The organism is Nocardia sp. NPDC088792, from assembly GCF_044750615.1.
In the GTDB taxonomy this organism is placed as follows: domain Bacteria; phylum Actinomycetota; class Actinomycetes; order Mycobacteriales; family Mycobacteriaceae; genus Nocardia.
The window spans coordinates 260253-274895 of sequence record NZ_JBIVKC010000002.1; the positions used below are offsets into that span (position 1 = coordinate 260253).

At 66.0% G+C, this 14643-nt stretch carries 15 protein-coding genes; 5 read left to right on the forward strand and 10 right to left on the reverse strand.

What is annotated here, in order from left to right; genetic code table 11:
• The first annotated feature begins 3 nt into the window (after nucleotides 1-3).
• The 4 genes from ACIP5Y_RS10570 (at nucleotide 4) to ACIP5Y_RS10585 (ending at nucleotide 3665) form a co-directional block, all read left to right on the forward strand.
• Nucleotides 4-135: a hypothetical protein gene (locus ACIP5Y_RS10570; protein WP_397016612.1), complete on the forward strand. Its 132-nt coding sequence runs from the start codon at nucleotides 4-6 to the stop codon at nucleotides 133-135.
• A 139-nt stretch (nucleotides 136-274) separates the two neighbouring features.
• On the forward strand, nucleotides 275-2134 hold the full coding sequence (fadD32, locus tag ACIP5Y_RS10575; protein WP_400349525.1) for a long-chain-fatty-acid--AMP ligase FadD32: 1860 nt from the start codon (nucleotides 275-277) through the stop codon (nucleotides 2132-2134).
• Nucleotides 2135-2744: 610 nt separating this feature from the next.
• Nucleotides 2745-3080: a DUF3759 domain-containing protein gene (locus tag ACIP5Y_RS10580; protein ID WP_400349526.1), complete on the forward strand. Its 336-nt coding sequence runs from the start codon at nucleotides 2745-2747 to the stop codon at nucleotides 3078-3080.
• Nucleotides 3081-3224: 144 nt separating this feature from the next.
• Nucleotides 3225-3665, forward strand: coding sequence for a hypothetical protein (locus ACIP5Y_RS10585; protein WP_400349527.1), 441 nt, complete (start codon nucleotides 3225-3227; stop codon nucleotides 3663-3665).
• Nucleotides 3666-3685: 20 nt separating this feature from the next.
• Here the strand turns inward: ACIP5Y_RS10585 and ACIP5Y_RS10590 are convergent, their stop codons facing one another.
• The 3 genes from ACIP5Y_RS10590 to ACIP5Y_RS10600 all read right to left on the reverse strand — a co-directional run bounded on the left by ACIP5Y_RS10590 (nucleotide 3686) and on the right by ACIP5Y_RS10600 (nucleotide 6611).
• Nucleotides 3686-4435, reverse strand: coding sequence for an SDR family NAD(P)-dependent oxidoreductase (locus tag ACIP5Y_RS10590; RefSeq protein WP_400349528.1), 750 nt, complete (start codon nucleotides 4433-4435; stop codon nucleotides 3686-3688).
• Nucleotides 4436-4535: 100 nt separating this feature from the next.
• A complete protein-coding gene (locus ACIP5Y_RS10595; protein ID WP_400349529.1) occupies nucleotides 4536-5507 on the reverse strand; it encodes a sigma-70 family RNA polymerase sigma factor in 972 nt (323 codons plus the stop codon).
• Nucleotides 5508-5639: 132 nt separating this feature from the next.
• Nucleotides 5640-6611 carry an acyl-ACP desaturase gene (locus tag ACIP5Y_RS10600; RefSeq protein ID WP_400349530.1) on the reverse strand — a complete coding sequence of 324 codons (972 nt, stop codon included), beginning with the start codon at nucleotides 6609-6611 and terminating at the stop codon, nucleotides 5640-5642.
• A gap of 201 nt (nucleotides 6612-6812) precedes the next feature.
• On the opposite strand from ACIP5Y_RS10600, the gene ACIP5Y_RS10605 reads away from it, so the two are divergent.
• Entirely contained in the window at nucleotides 6813-6962 is a 150-nt protein-coding gene (locus ACIP5Y_RS10605) for a hypothetical protein (RefSeq protein WP_400349531.1), read from the forward strand.
• On the opposite strand, the gene ACIP5Y_RS10610 is transcribed toward ACIP5Y_RS10605, so the two are convergent.
• The 7 genes from ACIP5Y_RS10610 to ACIP5Y_RS10640 form a co-directional block, all read right to left on the reverse strand.
• Nucleotides 6952-7806: an isocitrate lyase/phosphoenolpyruvate mutase family protein gene (locus ACIP5Y_RS10610; RefSeq protein WP_400349532.1), complete on the reverse strand. Its 855-nt coding sequence runs from the start codon at nucleotides 7804-7806 to the stop codon at nucleotides 6952-6954. The genes ACIP5Y_RS10605 and ACIP5Y_RS10610 overlap by 11 nt on opposite strands.
• Nucleotides 7803-8873, reverse strand: coding sequence for a phosphonopyruvate decarboxylase (aepY, locus tag ACIP5Y_RS10615; protein WP_400349533.1), 1071 nt, complete (start codon nucleotides 8871-8873; stop codon nucleotides 7803-7805). Before aepY ends, ACIP5Y_RS10610 begins: the two co-directional genes overlap by 4 nt.
• 68 nt (nucleotides 8874-8941) lie before the next feature.
• Nucleotides 8942-10078, reverse strand: a complete 1137-nt coding sequence (locus tag ACIP5Y_RS10620; protein ID WP_400349534.1) for a pyridoxal-phosphate-dependent aminotransferase family protein — start codon at nucleotides 10076-10078, stop codon at nucleotides 8942-8944.
• 79 nt (nucleotides 10079-10157) lie between these two features.
• The gene (locus ACIP5Y_RS10625) at nucleotides 10158-10970 is read right to left on the reverse strand and encodes a hypothetical protein (RefSeq protein ID WP_400349535.1); all 813 of its coding nucleotides are present in this window, start codon (nucleotides 10968-10970) and stop codon (nucleotides 10158-10160) included.
• A gap of 14 nt (nucleotides 10971-10984) precedes the next feature.
• A complete protein-coding gene (locus tag ACIP5Y_RS10630) occupies nucleotides 10985-12112 on the reverse strand; it encodes a TauD/TfdA family dioxygenase (protein ID WP_400349536.1) in 1128 nt (375 codons plus the stop codon).
• 6 nt (nucleotides 12113-12118) lie between these two features.
• On the reverse strand, nucleotides 12119-12766 hold the full coding sequence (locus ACIP5Y_RS10635; RefSeq protein ID WP_400349537.1) for a methyltransferase domain-containing protein: 648 nt from the start codon (nucleotides 12764-12766) through the stop codon (nucleotides 12119-12121).
• Nucleotides 12767-13223: 457 nt separating this feature from the next.
• Nucleotides 13224-14639, reverse strand: coding sequence for a PLP-dependent aminotransferase family protein (locus ACIP5Y_RS10640; RefSeq protein ID WP_400349538.1), 1416 nt, complete (start codon nucleotides 14637-14639; stop codon nucleotides 13224-13226).
• Between the last annotated feature and the right edge of the window lie 4 nt (nucleotides 14640-14643).

The window sequence follows — 14643 nt, forward strand, 5'->3', positions numbered from 1 at the left end:
GGCATGAAGACCGCCAAGCTCCGGCCGATGACCGTGCGCCGCGCCATGCTCCTGCAGATCGCGGTAACCCTCGTCCTCATCTTCGCCATAGCGACCATCTGCGCCTGGGCCACAGTAACCGCTATGTCATTGTGAAGATCATTCCTAGTATCTACCAAGGTTTTTCCAATCACAGCGGAGTTCACTGCAATAAACGACACCGTTGTCCGACACGAAATGATCGTGAAAGCTTCTGCGATACAGGTGAATGAGAACAGATCGGAGGATCGGGTACATGACGGCAATCTCGTTCGACAGTTCCGTTGATATCGAGATCAATTCGGGCACAACCCTGATCGATCTCATCGACCGGCGTGTCGCATTACACGGGAACGACGTGGTGTACCGCTACGCCGACTATTCGCGCCACCGCGACGGCGAATACCACGATCTGACCTGGTCCGCCTTCGATGCCCGGGTGCGCGCGATCGCGGCCCGCATCCAACAGGTCAGCGCGCCCGGCGAGCGCGTCGCCGTGCTCTGCCCGCACGGCTTGGACTACGTGGCCGCCTTCTTCGCGGCCATCACGGCCGGCACCATCGCGGTACCGCTGTTCACCCCCGACGAGCCCGGCCACACCGACCGCCTGCACGCGGTGCTCGGCGACTGCGCACCCGCGGTCATCCTGACCACCACCTCCGCGGCGGCCGGCGTCCGCGCCTTCTTCGGGCATCTGCCCGCCACCCGGCGGCCGCGCATGATCGCCGTCGACGCCGTACCCGACGTCCTCGGCGCCCGCTGGCGACACCCCGGCACCGGCGCGGATTCGATTGCCTACCTGCAATACACGTCCGGTTCCACCCGGATTCCGGCCGGGGTCGAGATCACCCACCGCGCCGTGTGCACCAACCTGCTGCAACTGTGCGACGCCCTCGGGCTCGATGAGGGGTCCCGAGGAGTCACCTGGTTGCCGCTGTTCCACGATATGGGGTTGCTGTGCGTCATCCTGCCGATGCTGGGCGGGCGCTACCTCACCATGATGTCGCCCAGCGCCTTCGTGCGCCGGCCCTACCGGTGGATCAAGGAGCTGGGTGCGACCGCGGAACCCGGCGGAGTCTTCTCCGCCGCACCGAATTTCGCATTCGACTACGCGGCCGCCCGGGGCCGACCGGCGCCGGGCGTAGAGCTGGACCTGTCGCAGGTGATCGGCTTGATCAATGGCAGCGAACCGGTGACGGTATCCGCTCTGCACAAGTTCACCAAGGCATTCGCGCCTTACGGCCTGCCGGACAATGCCATCAAGCCCTGCTACGGAATGGCCGAGGCCACCGTTTTCGTCTCCGCCACGCGGGCGCGGGAAGCCGCCGAGATCCTTCATGTGGATCGAATTCAGCTCGGCGACGGCCGCCTGGTGCGAGTGCCGGTGGAATCGGAATCCACTGTCGCACTGGTCAGTTGCGGATATGTGGCACGCGAGCAATGGGCGGCCATCGTGGATTCGGAGACCGGAAAGGAACGACCCGACGGCACGGTCGGCGAAATCTGGTTACACGGCGACAATATGGGCGTCGGATATTGGAATCGCACCGAGGAATCCGCCCACACCTTCGGAAACACCTTGTCCGGCAAGCTGTCCAGAGGCAGCCACGCCGGTGACGTACCCGCCGACGGAATGTGGCTGCGCACCGGCGATTACGGCGCCTACCTGGGCGGTCGCCTGTACGTGACGGGCCGGCTCAAAGACCTGGTCATCGTCGGCGGCCGCAACCACTACCCCCAGGACCTCGAATACTCCGCGCAGGACGCCACCACCGCGCTGCGCCCCGGTTTCGTCGCCGCCTTCTCGGTCCCCGCCAACCAGCTCCCCCGGCACGCCTTCCCCGAACGCAATCCGACCGCCTACGACCCCGACGACGCCACCAGCCAGCTGGTCATAGTCGCCGAACGCGGCATCGGCGTGGGCAAACTGGACGCCGACCTGGTCACCTCCCGAGTCCGCGCGGCGCTCTCCCACCGGCACGGCATCACCGTCCGCGACCTGCTCCTGGTCCCGGCCGGTTCCATCCCCCGCACGTCCAGCGGCAAGATCGCGCGTCGCGCCTGCCGGGCCGAGTACCTCGACGGCACTCTCAGCCGCACCGCGCGTCACCCGTAAGGTGGAACGCACGCCAGTTACTCAGGCGTGCAAACTATTTCACCTTCTCCGGCGGGGCTGACAACCGTCCACGGCGGGCATCGCCGGACGTTGCCCCACCCATCCTTGATACACGTGTCGTACTCGTGCGGATCGGCGGTAGGGACCATCGAACCCGTCTGGCAACCTTGCTCGAGCACCGGCCCACCCGCGGCCGACACACCCGCGCCCGCGGCGCAGGCCGCGGCAGTCATGGCAACACCGGCCAGCGCACCGGCGACATACGTTCGAAGGCGATACATCGTCTCTCCAGTTCGCTTGTGAAATCTCGTTCATTCGGCAATGACTTGAAGACGGCCGCCGTACTGTCCCTGACTATACCGACTGGTATACATTGACAAAATCGGACACGCGTCACAGTCGAACCGTCGACCGGCAAGACCGCTCCCGAACGTGCCGCGAATCACGTCCGTGGCGGTTTCCGGAAAGACCTCATATCGAGCGTTTGATCATGAAATCGATTGGCCCGCAGCGATACTGAAACCGGCGAGTCGCAGACGGGATGGTGTTACCTTCCAGTGAGTCTCCGCCGCGGTAGTGCGCCGGCAGACGATCGATCGGGAGGAACCCCATGGGTCTGTTCGATTTCTTCGACAACGACAGCGCCAAGCGCGACCAGGTCTACAACATCGACCCGAACAACGACGACCACAAAGCCAAGCTGTCGCACGAATTGATCGGCGGCGCAGCGGGATTCGAGGCCATGAAGGCCTACGAGAAGCATTGCGCAGCCAATGGCAAGCCCGCGTCACACGCCCTGGCCAAGGAACTGATCGCCGGCTTCGCGGGCGCCGAATGCGACAAACTCTTCGAAACCAAGGGACTGAACGCCTGGGACCGCGAAGAGGCCAAACGCCACGCCGTGGACCAGGCCCACCGGGCCCTCAACCAATCCGGCCAGTACTGACCGGACCACGCCGTCGAATTCTCCCTGCGCTACGGCCGCCGCACCCTGCCATGCCCGTGTTGATCGACTGACAATCGCCAGTTGATCCCCTCCCCCAAGCATGAGATCCGTTCGAACGCGCGGCACTGGAAGCAGGGAGAAAGTATGAAGCGCACCCTCGGCCTGTTGGCAGCCTCGGCCTGCATCGTGGCCGGAATGACCGCATGTTCCGACAGCGGCAAGAACTCCGCGGCGCCCGCCGGTACCAGCACTCCGGCGGCCGTCAGCAGTCCCGCGGCGGCGCCGGTACAGAGCACCGACTTCTGCTCGGGCCTGCGCGACCTGGCGGTCTCGACGAGAAAACTCGCCTCACAATCGTCGATCAGCCCGGCCGAGTACACGAAAACCGCCGACCAATTCGACAACCTGAAGTCGAGCGCCCCCGCCGACGCCATCCCCGACATCGAAACGATCAGCTCGAAGTACCGAGCCATCGGCGCCGGCACCACCACCATCACGGCCGAGGGCCCCGCCGTCGCACAAGCCACCCTCCACCTCCAACAGATCCAATTCGCTACCTGCCCGCCACCCACCACCACCAAATAGGGGGAACGCTGCCGCTGGTGCTACCGGTCCCCGTCGGGGTTGGCCGCGTCCGGGACCGGCATTCCGGCGAGTTGGGCGAATTCGCGTTCGAGGGCTTTGGCCGCGCCATTGCGCCAGGCATCGGCGATGGTTTCCGAGACCGGGTCGGGGAAGATGTCCTCCTCGCCCTTCTCGACGCCGTCGAAGATGGCGCGGGCGACGATCTCCGGGGCAACCTTCGGGATCTCGAGACCCCGGTTCATATCGGTGTCGGTGGGGCCGGTCAGCACCGCATGGACCGTGACGCCGTGTTCGGCCGCTCGGAGGCGCAGGGATTGGGTCATGGACAGGGCCGCCGCCTTCGAAATCGCATAGGCGGGCGAGAGCGGTACCGGGGCCAAGGCGGCCAGCGACAGATTGTTGACGATCGCGCCGCCGGATCGCTCGAGCAGTACGCGGAAGGCACGGGTCATCTCGTAAGGACCGAAAAGGTTGACGGCGAGCTGGCGTTCGATTGCGGAGCGATCGGTCAGATCGTCGTAGAGTGCGATGCCGGCATTGTTCACCAGGATATCGAGAGACTCGACCGTCGTTGCAGCACTACGAATTTGGGTGCTGTCCGTAATGTCGAGGAGCAGGGGCGTGACGCGTGTGTCGGGATGGGTCCACGGCGTGCGGGTTCCGGCGTAGACGCGGCGCGCGCCCCGGCTCAACGCCTCCTCGACCAGCGCGTGGCCGATACCACGATTGCCGCCGGTCACCAGTACCGTGCTGCCTGCGATGTGCACCATGATGAGTTCTCCTTCGTAGCGAATACGTTCTCTGCCAATAGAGATACGCAGGCGCGGGAGAACTCATCGCGGCGCCGGAGAGCCTTGCCGGACAGCGGGATCACGACCGGGGCAGCATCGGCGCCAAGCCGAACGCCGGGAAGATATCGGCATCGAAGAACGCCACGATATGGCTGATACCGGCCTCGGTGAGGCCGAATACCTGTAGCGAGTACGCGTGATAGCGGCCGTCGGCATCGCGCCGGTATTGACCAAGGGCCGCTTGACCATTCGCGGACGCGTGCCGCATCCGGAAGTGCCCGGGCATACACCCCAGCGACTTCAGGAAACGCACGATCTGCGCGCGTCCCGCGAACCACGCCGCTGACGGCGGCATCTCCAGAATGGCGTCGTCCTGCAGGATCGCATGCAAGGCATCGAAATCGGCCGACTCCAGCGCCGCCACGTACCGATCGAGCAAGGCCCGCCGCCGCGGTTCGGGCGGCTCATCGATCTGGTCCAGCCCCACCCCCGCCGCGGCCAGCGCCGCCCGGGCGCGCTGCAGCCCGCTGTTCACCGCCGCCACCGTAGTCCCCAGTGCCGCAGCGGTTTCCGCGGCCGGGAATTCCAGCACCTCGCGCAGGATCAGAATCGCCCGCTGCCGCGCCGGCAACAACTGCATGGCGGCCACCAAGGCGAGCCGCACCCCACCGCGTGTGTCGACAATGGCGGCCGGGTCTCCGGACAGCAAGTGATCCGGTATCGGCTCGAGCCACCGCACCCCCGACTCCCCCGGGGCGTACTGGTCGGGATCGCTCATGGGCTCGGACAACCCGGACGGCAACGGCCGCCGCCCCCGCTGCTCCAATGCGCGCAAACAAGCATTGGTCGCGATCCGGTACAGCCACAACCGCAGCGAAGACCGCCCCTCGAACCCGCCGTACCCGCGCCAAGCCCGCAGGTACGTCTCCTGCACCAGATCCTCGGCGTCCTCGGGCGACCCCAGCATCCGATAGCAGTGCGCCATCAGCTCGGGCCGGAACTGCTGCGCGAGCGTCATGAACTCCCCAGCGTCGGCAACCGGTGTATCCACGTAGGCCTCCTCGATTTCTCAGCCCGGAATACAGATCCCCTCGGCCCCCGAAACTCATCGCTCGACACACACGAAGTCGCACCGACCTCGAAGCGATCGGTGCGACCGGGTTTGCCGGACTGTTCCGGCGGCTCAGCTCGACGCGGCGCCGGCGGTGGCGGGGGTATCGGCGCGGGCGGCTTCGCGGGCCAGCAGGCGGGCACGCTGCTCCTCGAAACGGACCACATCGTTCTGCAGTTTCTCGAGGTACGTGCCGAGTTCCTCGCGGCTGCGCTCGCCGCGGGCGGTGAGGTCGGTGCGCTCGAAGGCTTTCCACACCCGCAGTACCGGCGTCAGCACCTCGTCGAGATGTTGACGCAGGTCGTAGATGCCGTGCTTGACCATGAGCACACCGTTGCGCCGCCAATTCGGCATGCCGGTACCGGGCATGGCGAAATTCTTCACGACCTTGGTGATCGCTTCCATGGTCTGATCCGGGGCTCGATCGAACGCGGCGCCGGCGACATTGCGGTAGAAGATCATGTGCATGTTCTCGTCCGTGGCAATGCGGGAGAGCATGCGATCGGCGATCGGGTCGTTGCAGACCCGCCCGGTGGAACGGTGGCTGACGCGGGTCGCGAGTTCCTGGAACGTGACGTAGGCGAGCTGGTCGAGCACCCCGCCGTAGCCGTCGGGCGCGTGCACGCCCTTGGTGATGTGCACCATCCGGTCGTTCTCGAGTGCAACGGGATCCACGCCGCGGGTGACCACGAGATAATCGCGCATGGCGATGGCGTGCCGATTCTCCTCGGCGGTCCAGCGTCCCACCCAGGTCCCCCAAGCCCCGTCACCGGCGAAGTTCTCCGAGATAGTGCGGTGGTAGGAGGGCAGATTGTCCTCGGTGAGCAGGTTGGTGATCATGGCGACCTTGGCCACCTCCGACAGCCGCGACTGCTCCGGCGCCCAGTCCTCACCGCCCATGGCAGCGAAATTGCGCCCCTCGTCCCAGGGCACATAGTCGTGCGGATCCCAATCCTTGACCGTCGCCAGATGCCGGTCGAGATTCTCCCCCACCACCGGCTCCAACTCGGTCAAAAGCTGCAATTGCGTCAATTCCGTTGCCATGAACGCCTTCCGGTGTCGATGAGAACAACAGGGCAGAACCGAACGCCAGACACTGCCGAACCACCGTAGTCGCCCCGCCCGATCTCATTCGAAAGACGCGCTGGCGCACCTCACTTCGGATCGGTGAACGCCGGGGCCGCCGGCAACCGATCCCGGTCGATGGCCTGCTCGGGCAGGGCCGCCGCCGGGAACGTCCACTCCTTGAACTTCGGTTCGGAGGACCCCCGCTCCCTGACCTTCCTGCTCGGCGCGCTGACCATCGACTTCGACGTCCTCGACGCACCCGATCTGTCCCGCGAACTCCGCGCCGTCGCGGCCCGGTTCGCCGCGGCGGCCGGATTCAGTGGATGATGGCGGGCTGATCCATCCCGACGAGGCCGAAAAGGTCGCTGACCGAAGCGATCCGCTCCTCCACGTCGGTGGTGGAGCCGACCGCGGCCAGGGACTCCAAGACCAGCTCCATGGCCCGCGCCGAGGCGCGGACCAGCTGATTGGCGTAAACCGCGGCACTGATCCCGTAGGACCACAGCTGGTCGGCGGTGGTGGTGTGGTAGGTGGTCGGAATGCACACCAGCGGTAGCGGGATGCCGTCGGCCCGCACCCGGGCGCAGTATGCGGCCACCTCGCCGGCATCCTTGCGGCGGCTGTGAATCAGCAGCGCGTCGGCGCCGGCCTCGTGGTAGCGGTGTGCCCGGACGACCGCATCGTCCAGACCGGCTCCGGCGATCATGGATTCCTGGCGTGCGATCACCATGAAATCATCGCCGCGCTGGGCCTGCTTGGCGGTCTCGATCCGCCGCACGGCCACCTCGAGCTGTTCCAGCTGGTTGCCGTCCTGGAAACTGTTGCGCTTGGGAAACTGCTTGTCCTCGATGCAGACCGCGTCGATCCCGGCTTCCTCGTAGAGCCGCACCATCCGGCGCACCACCTGCTGGTCACCGAAGCCCGAGTCCACGTCGGCGACGATCGGCAACGAGCTGGCCTGACGCATCTGCACTGCGGCGGCATGGAATTCGGTCATGGTGAGCAGACCTTCATCGGGCAAGCCGTGCACGGCCGAGATGCCCAGGCCGCTCGCCCACGTCCCGTCGAAACCGAACCGCTCGGCGAGCAACGCGGACAGGCCGTCATGAGCGCCGATGAGGCGCAGGCGATTTCCGGCGCGCAGCCTGTCGCGCAGCGTGGTGCGGGTCATGAGATGAGTCCTTTTCGCTGGGCGGCATTCGCGAATCGCGCTGCCAGGACATGCGGTGCGGCGCTGCTGGTGGCCCGCGGCGGGGCCTGACCAACCCTGCCGCCGGTTCGTATCCCGGCCAGATGCGGCCCTCGCGAATGCAGCGCCTTACGCAAGAAGAGCTCCAGATCGCTTGCGGTGCGGCAGTTCACCGCCGTGTGGTAGCCGACGGCTGTCGCGACCGCGGCGAAGTCGGTGGTGCCGGAGGTGGAAGGCTGGCCGCCGGTCGACTCGTGCATCCCGTTGTCCAGAACCAGGTGGATCAGATTGGCCGGGGCCTGATTTCCGATCACCGACATGGTTCCGAGGTGCATCAGCGCGGAGCCGTCGCCGTCGATCACGATGACCGGCCGGTCGGGGTCGGCTTGTGCGAGCCCGAGGCCGATCGCCGCAGCGTGGCCCATCGAGCCCTGCATATAGAAGTTGCCCGGGCGGTCCGCGACCGCGAACAGTTCCCGCGCGGTGTAACCGGTACTGGCGACGATCAGGCCGTCCGCACCCGCGGCCTGCGCGGCCGTGCGCAATACGTCTGCGGCGATGAGGGACTCGTGATCCGGGGCCGCTGGCATCTCGACGGAACCGACCGCACCCTTCTCGACCAGGATGAACGCGGGCCTGCCGGCCGCGAGTTCGGTCAGCGCCGGATCCAGCAGCGAGCGGAATCCGGACAGGCCGGCGTCGGCACGCAAGGTGCCGTGCTGGACGCCGAGGGTGTCCAGCAGCGCGTGCGTGGACGTTCCCATCACTTCGTGCTGCGGTTCGTCGTGGGCCGGGTCGGGCCAGCCGCGCAGGCTGACGAAGGCGAGCACCGGGATCCGGTAGGTCATCGTCAGCGAGGTCAGCGGGTTGACCAGATTGCCCAGCCCCGAGTTCTGCGCCATGAGGTACGGCCGGCCACCGGCCAGGGCGGCGCCTGCCGCAATGGCCAGGGCCGCACCCTCATTGGCGGCCGGGATGTAGCGGCCCGGGCTGCTGCCGAGCAGCGCGATCGGACCGCCGAAGTAGGAGCACGGCACGCCGCTGGCCACGGTGAAACCACGCCTGTCGAGTTCAGTGCAAAATTCCGCTGCGGAGATCATGTACGTGTTCTCGTCTTTCAGTCTCGAGCCGCGAGGAGCGCGGCACCGAGCGCGAACTCCAGGGCCTCGAGGCGCTCGAAGGGAATCTCCCCGAATGTGCAGATTCGAAAATGCCCGGCAGCCAGCCCGCCCTGTCCCGCGTAAATGATGTAGCCGCGCTTCGCGAGCTCGTCATGGAGTCGCGGATAGGTGACGCGCTCCGGAAGTCGCAGCGTGGAGACGGAATTCGCCCGATGCGGCGGATCGACCAGAATCTTCAGGCCGAGACGGTCGAAGCCGGCCCGCACCACGGCGGCCCGCTCCCGGTAGAGGGCGACGCGGGCGCGGCGGCCACCGCGCTCGGTGTATTCCGCCAGCGCCTCGTCGAGGGCATAGCAGATCTGCACCGCCGGGGTGAACGGCACCTCACACCGCCGCTGGCCCGCCAAATGGATTGCCGCATTGTTGTAGAGCCCGCGCATGGGCGCCTCGGCGATGCGGGCCACCCCGGCCGGTCCGCAGAGCAGGAAGGATATGCCGGGCAGCCCGTGCAGACCCTTATTGGCAGTGCCGCAAAGGATATCGATGCCGACATCGGCGAGATCCAGTTCCTCATTTCCGGTGCTGCTGATCGCGTCGACCACGAAAAGTGCGCGATGGCGGGCGACAATCTCGCCGATCGCACGGACCGGGTTGATCAAACCGGTGGTCGTCTCGTGGTGGACGCACACCACGGCGTCCACCTCCGGGTATGCGGCGAGCGCACTTTCGACCCATGTGGGATCGATCGGCGTGGTCCACCGCTCCAGTTGGTCGCCGTCGGGTGCCACCTCGTGGGCTGTAATCCCGTGCGCCCGTGCGATAGCGAGCAGCCGCTCGCCGTATACCCCGTTACTGAGGACCAGGATCTCCCGTCCGGCCCGCACCGAGCCGGTGACGGCCATCTCCATCGCCGCCGTCCCGGAACCGGTGATCAGTACCGACTCGTACGTCTCGGGAAATTCCAGGGCCCGCGGCAGCGCTGCCCGCAGCCGATTCAGCAGCTCGCTGAATTCCGGTTCCCTATGACAGAGGTCGCCTCGCAGCAGTGCGTTCTTGACGCGCTCCGAAGTTCCCGCCGGACCGGGATTGAGCAGGACCGGGCTACCGGCACCTGCCTCGCCATCGCTATACATGCCCCGGGCACCGAACCTTTCCATTCGAATGCATGAACTCGATAACTCCTGCTGCCGCACGGGAATTGGTGAATTTCGCTCAGCTCAGCAAGGCCGCACCCGCCAGGATCACCGCGCAGGCGCCGAGCCGGACCGCCGACAGCGACTCGCCACGGAACCGCCAGCCGATCAGCGTGGCAGCCACCACGCTGGTCTGCCGCAGCGCCGATATCGGTCCGAGCGGACTGAGCGTGAAGGCCCAGATCACCACCGCGTAAGTGACGATCTGGATCACCCCGGCGAGCAGCGCCGTGTGCAACTCCGGCATATACCCCAGCGGCTGAAAGCCGCGCATGGCGACGAACGCCGCGGGCATCAGCACGCCGAAGACGAGGAAGATCCACGCCGTATAGGCCTGCGGATCACCCGCCAGCCGAGCGCCGACGCCGTCGATCACCGTGTACAGCGCGATGATCCCGCCGGTGACCACGGCCAGCGTCATGGCTTTCCACCCGCCATTGTCCTTGCTGCCCAGCATCGCCATGGTGCCGAACGACACCAGCCCGATGCCGAGCAGCATGCGCGGGCTCAGCTCCTCGCCGACTGCTACCGCCGCGCCCAGCGTGACGAAAAGTGGCACGCTGCCCCGGATTACGGGATAGACCGAACCCAGATCGGCCACGCGGTATACCCGGACCAGAAAAATGATGTACAGCACCTGCACCGCCGCACTGGTCAGCAGATAGGGCCAACTCGCCCGGTCCGGCAACGGCAGCAGCGCCGCGAACGGGACCGCGATCAGCCCGGTCGCGATGCTCATCAGGGTGGCCATCCGCAACTGGTCGCCGCCGCCGTGCAGGAGGGCGTTCCAGCCGGCGTGCAGTACGGCGGCGACCAGCACGAGTCCGACCACACCGGCCGACACCGTCAGCTGACCCGTTCGGAGACGAATCGCGCCCTGGCGGCGAGCTCGATTTCACTGAAGTAGCCGCCGCGTAGCGTACGGGTGATGTTCGAGGCGCTGAATTCCTCGCGCCCGTGGAAGATTCGTCGATTGTCGAACACGATCATGTCGCCCGGATGCCAGGAGTGGAAGTAGGACACCTGGTCGCCGAGCAGCCCTTTGAACTTCGAATATGCCCGGTACAGCGGCATCGTCGCTTCGAAGGGCACGTTGTCGAAATACATCTTGGTCGGGTTGTTTATCAGACCGACGACCTCGCCATTGCGGTCGGTGCGGATGATCGTCGTTCGGTTCTGATAGATCTTCTCGGCGGCCGGATACTCGGCACGATAGGTGACCGGGGTATCGGCCAGCACCCGGAATGCCTCGGGGTCCGCTGCCCGAAGTCGATTCGCCGCAGCCAATCCGTCGGCGAATCGGGTACGACCGCCGGTGGCCGCGGTCGCAGCCTCGTTGACGTCCAGTCCGTACAGGAATTGATAGTCCGGTGGAGTGGTGTAGTACGGAATATCGGTATGCATCGGCAGCTGCCGGGTACTGAAAGAAATACTGTCGGTCGTATCGTCCGGTTTGGTCTCCAGATCGAAATATTCGCCGAAGTACGAGCGGTCCACGAATCCGGCCAGTCGATCACAGAGGGAATCCGAGTCGGCATCCGGCTGCCCGCCGATCACGACCATCCCGTGGCTGAACAATCTTCGGAGGGCGGTGACCAATACCGAATCCTCCGCCATGATGTCCCGATACCCGAAGAGGTGGTCGCCGACCGCCGCCGGGGAAGTCCACGGGATGCGGCCACCGGGTGCGGGTGGCCGCGCAATGCGATGTTCTTCGCGTTCGGCGAGCCAATGCATCGGGTAGCTGCTCCGATGTCCATCCGGCCAGACGATCTCCACCTGTTCCGCGGTATGCCGGACGGTGCTCGCCGTGATATCGATCGGAATGGCCGCGGAGTCGAAGTACTTCTGCTTGGCGTGAATGTTCCGGCACTCGTCGCACAGACAGGAGTCACGCAGCCACACCCAGTGGAAGTGCGCGACGCGACCGGAAGGCAGGTCGGCGGACAGATATTCGGCATGCGGTGTGGTCATCGCGCCTCACTCCGCGGGTGCGGTCGCCGCGAAGAGCCCCTGCGTCAGGGAACCCGCCGCGATGAAATCGATCTTCCGTTGCCAGCGTTCGACGACGTGCGCGGCGTCCTCCGGCGCGATGGCGTCGTCGCCGGCCGCCTTGGCCCGATACCGCTCCAGATCGGCGCGCAGGAACTCACCGGTCAGCTCGGACAGATCGACGCCTGTCACATCGATGAACCCGGCATCGGACAGCAGCCGCGTGTATCCCTCGATCGTCGGCAATGAGTATCCGGAGACGTCGACGTACTCCTCGAACTCCGGCGTGCTCCGCCCGGAACAGAAGTCACTGATGTGCAGACGCCCGCCCGGCTTCAGCAGCTCGCGACAACGACCGAACAGACCCGGCTTGTCATGCTCGTAGAGCAGCGAGTCACGCGAATAGATCACATCGAACGAATGTGCCGCCAACTCGTCGGCGAACGCACTGCCCAGAATGAACCGGACGCGGCTGTTCGAATCGTCATGGTTCCGGCGATCATTTGCCAGGTTCACCATCACCTCGGCCAGATCCACCCCGACCACTTCAGCGCCCGTAGCGCCGGCAACATGAAACGCCGCACCCCCTAACCCCGAACCGACATCCAGCACCCGCATATCGGCGGATATCGACATCGCGGAGAACAATATCTTCTCGAATCCGTCCAGGCCTCCCGGACTTTGAAAGCCCGGCCCGTAAATCTCCTCGGACCGAAGGATATTGTGTGGAACAGCATAACGAGCCTGTTCATACGCGCGCAATTCAACATCAGGTGAACCCATGTCAACACCCTCTGATTAGCAAAAATACATTGGAACAACACCGCTCGAACGTTGCAGTAACGCTAGCCGACACGAAGTTCACTGTCCAGCCCGGAGTTTCGGCACATCAACACCCATCAACCGACCGAGGTAACTCATCGAAGAATGCGTACGACAGCCCGGATTGTAGGCAAATGGCCGACTACAAAACTCCGGAAATCCTAGATTCTTCGCACAAAGTGAAGATTATCCCGCCCTGCAATGCCGCCCTCGATCCCCGCAACATAATTATTATTCCTGCCGCACCACTCGATAAACGTAATTTTTCCGCTCATCGAGTGGTGCGGACATGGTCGCGGAATCGGCCCGGGTCCTCGCGGTCCGGACGGCCCAGGGAGAAGTAGTCCGACTGCTGCGGTGCGGTGGTGGCGGCCAGGATGCGGGCCACTTCCTCACCGCCGCCGTGCAGCGGCGCGATCGTCACCCGGACCGCCTGCCCGTGGTGGCCCCGCGCGTCGACGAGGAAGGGGCCGCCGGGCGCGACCCGAATCCCGTTGGCCGCCAGGTGAACCAGTGCCGAGCGCTCGTCGGCGACCGGAATCCAGACGTTGAGCCCCTCGCCGGCGCCGACCTGCACACCGTTGCGGTCCAGGGCGTCGACGAAGGAGCTGCGGCGGATCCGGTACTGCGTGCGCGCATTCTCGACGGTGCGGGTAGCGGTGTCGTCGCGCAGCAGTTCGTACAGCAGGCGTTGCAGGATCCGCGGCGTCCAGCCGGGACCCAGCATGCGGGTGGCCACGACCCGGTCGATCACCTGCGCGGGCCCGGACAGCGCCGCGATCCGCAGATCCGGGCCGTGCGATTTGGAGTAGCTGCGCACATGCAGCACCTGCTCGGGCAGCCATCGGCCGATGCTCAGATCGGCGGTGGGCACGATGCTGCCCGAATGATCGTCCTCGACGACCATGCACCGAGTATCGCTGCGGCGCAGGATCTCCGCGAGCTCCCGGATCCGTTCGGCATCCATCGACGCACCGGTCGGATTCTGCGCCCGTGGCTGGATGAGCGCCGCGGCGGGGCCCAGTGCCAGTGCACGCTCGAATTCGGATGGCAGCACGCCACATTCGTCCATGGCCACCGGAATAGGCTGCGCGCCAATCGATTCCAGATAGTCCAAGAAGTGCGGGAAGGTGGGATTCTCCACGATCACCCGGTCGCCGTAGCGGACCACCGCGCGCAGCCCGCGGGCGACCGCGTCCATCGCGCCGTCGACCACGGTCAGCCCGCCCGAGGCGGTCGGCCAGTCGGCCTGCAGCAGTCGTCCGAGTTCGGGCACCACCGGGGCCTGGTGATAGTCCGTGGGTTCGGCGTTGAGCGCGACGTGGGCCAGCAGCGGCCCGAGTTCGGGGAGCAGCGCCGGATCCGGGGTGCCGAGCGACAGGTCCAGCCGGGCCGCGTTGGCGCCCTTGCCCATGCGGGCGGTGCGCGCGGGGGCGGGATGGGGTTCGGAGTCCCGCGGCGCGGCGACGAAGGTACCGCTGCGCCCACGGGAGACGACCAGCCCGGCCTGGGACAGGGCCTGCCAGCCGTGGCTCACCGTCGCCGGGCTCACCCCGAGTTGCGCGGACAGCTCCCGGACCGTCGGCAGCCGGTCCCCCGGCCGCAGTTCGCCACTGCTGATCAGCCGGGCGATGGCGCCGGCGATTCCGGCCGGGGTCGGGTCATCGATCTCGATCGGTCTGCTCATTTTC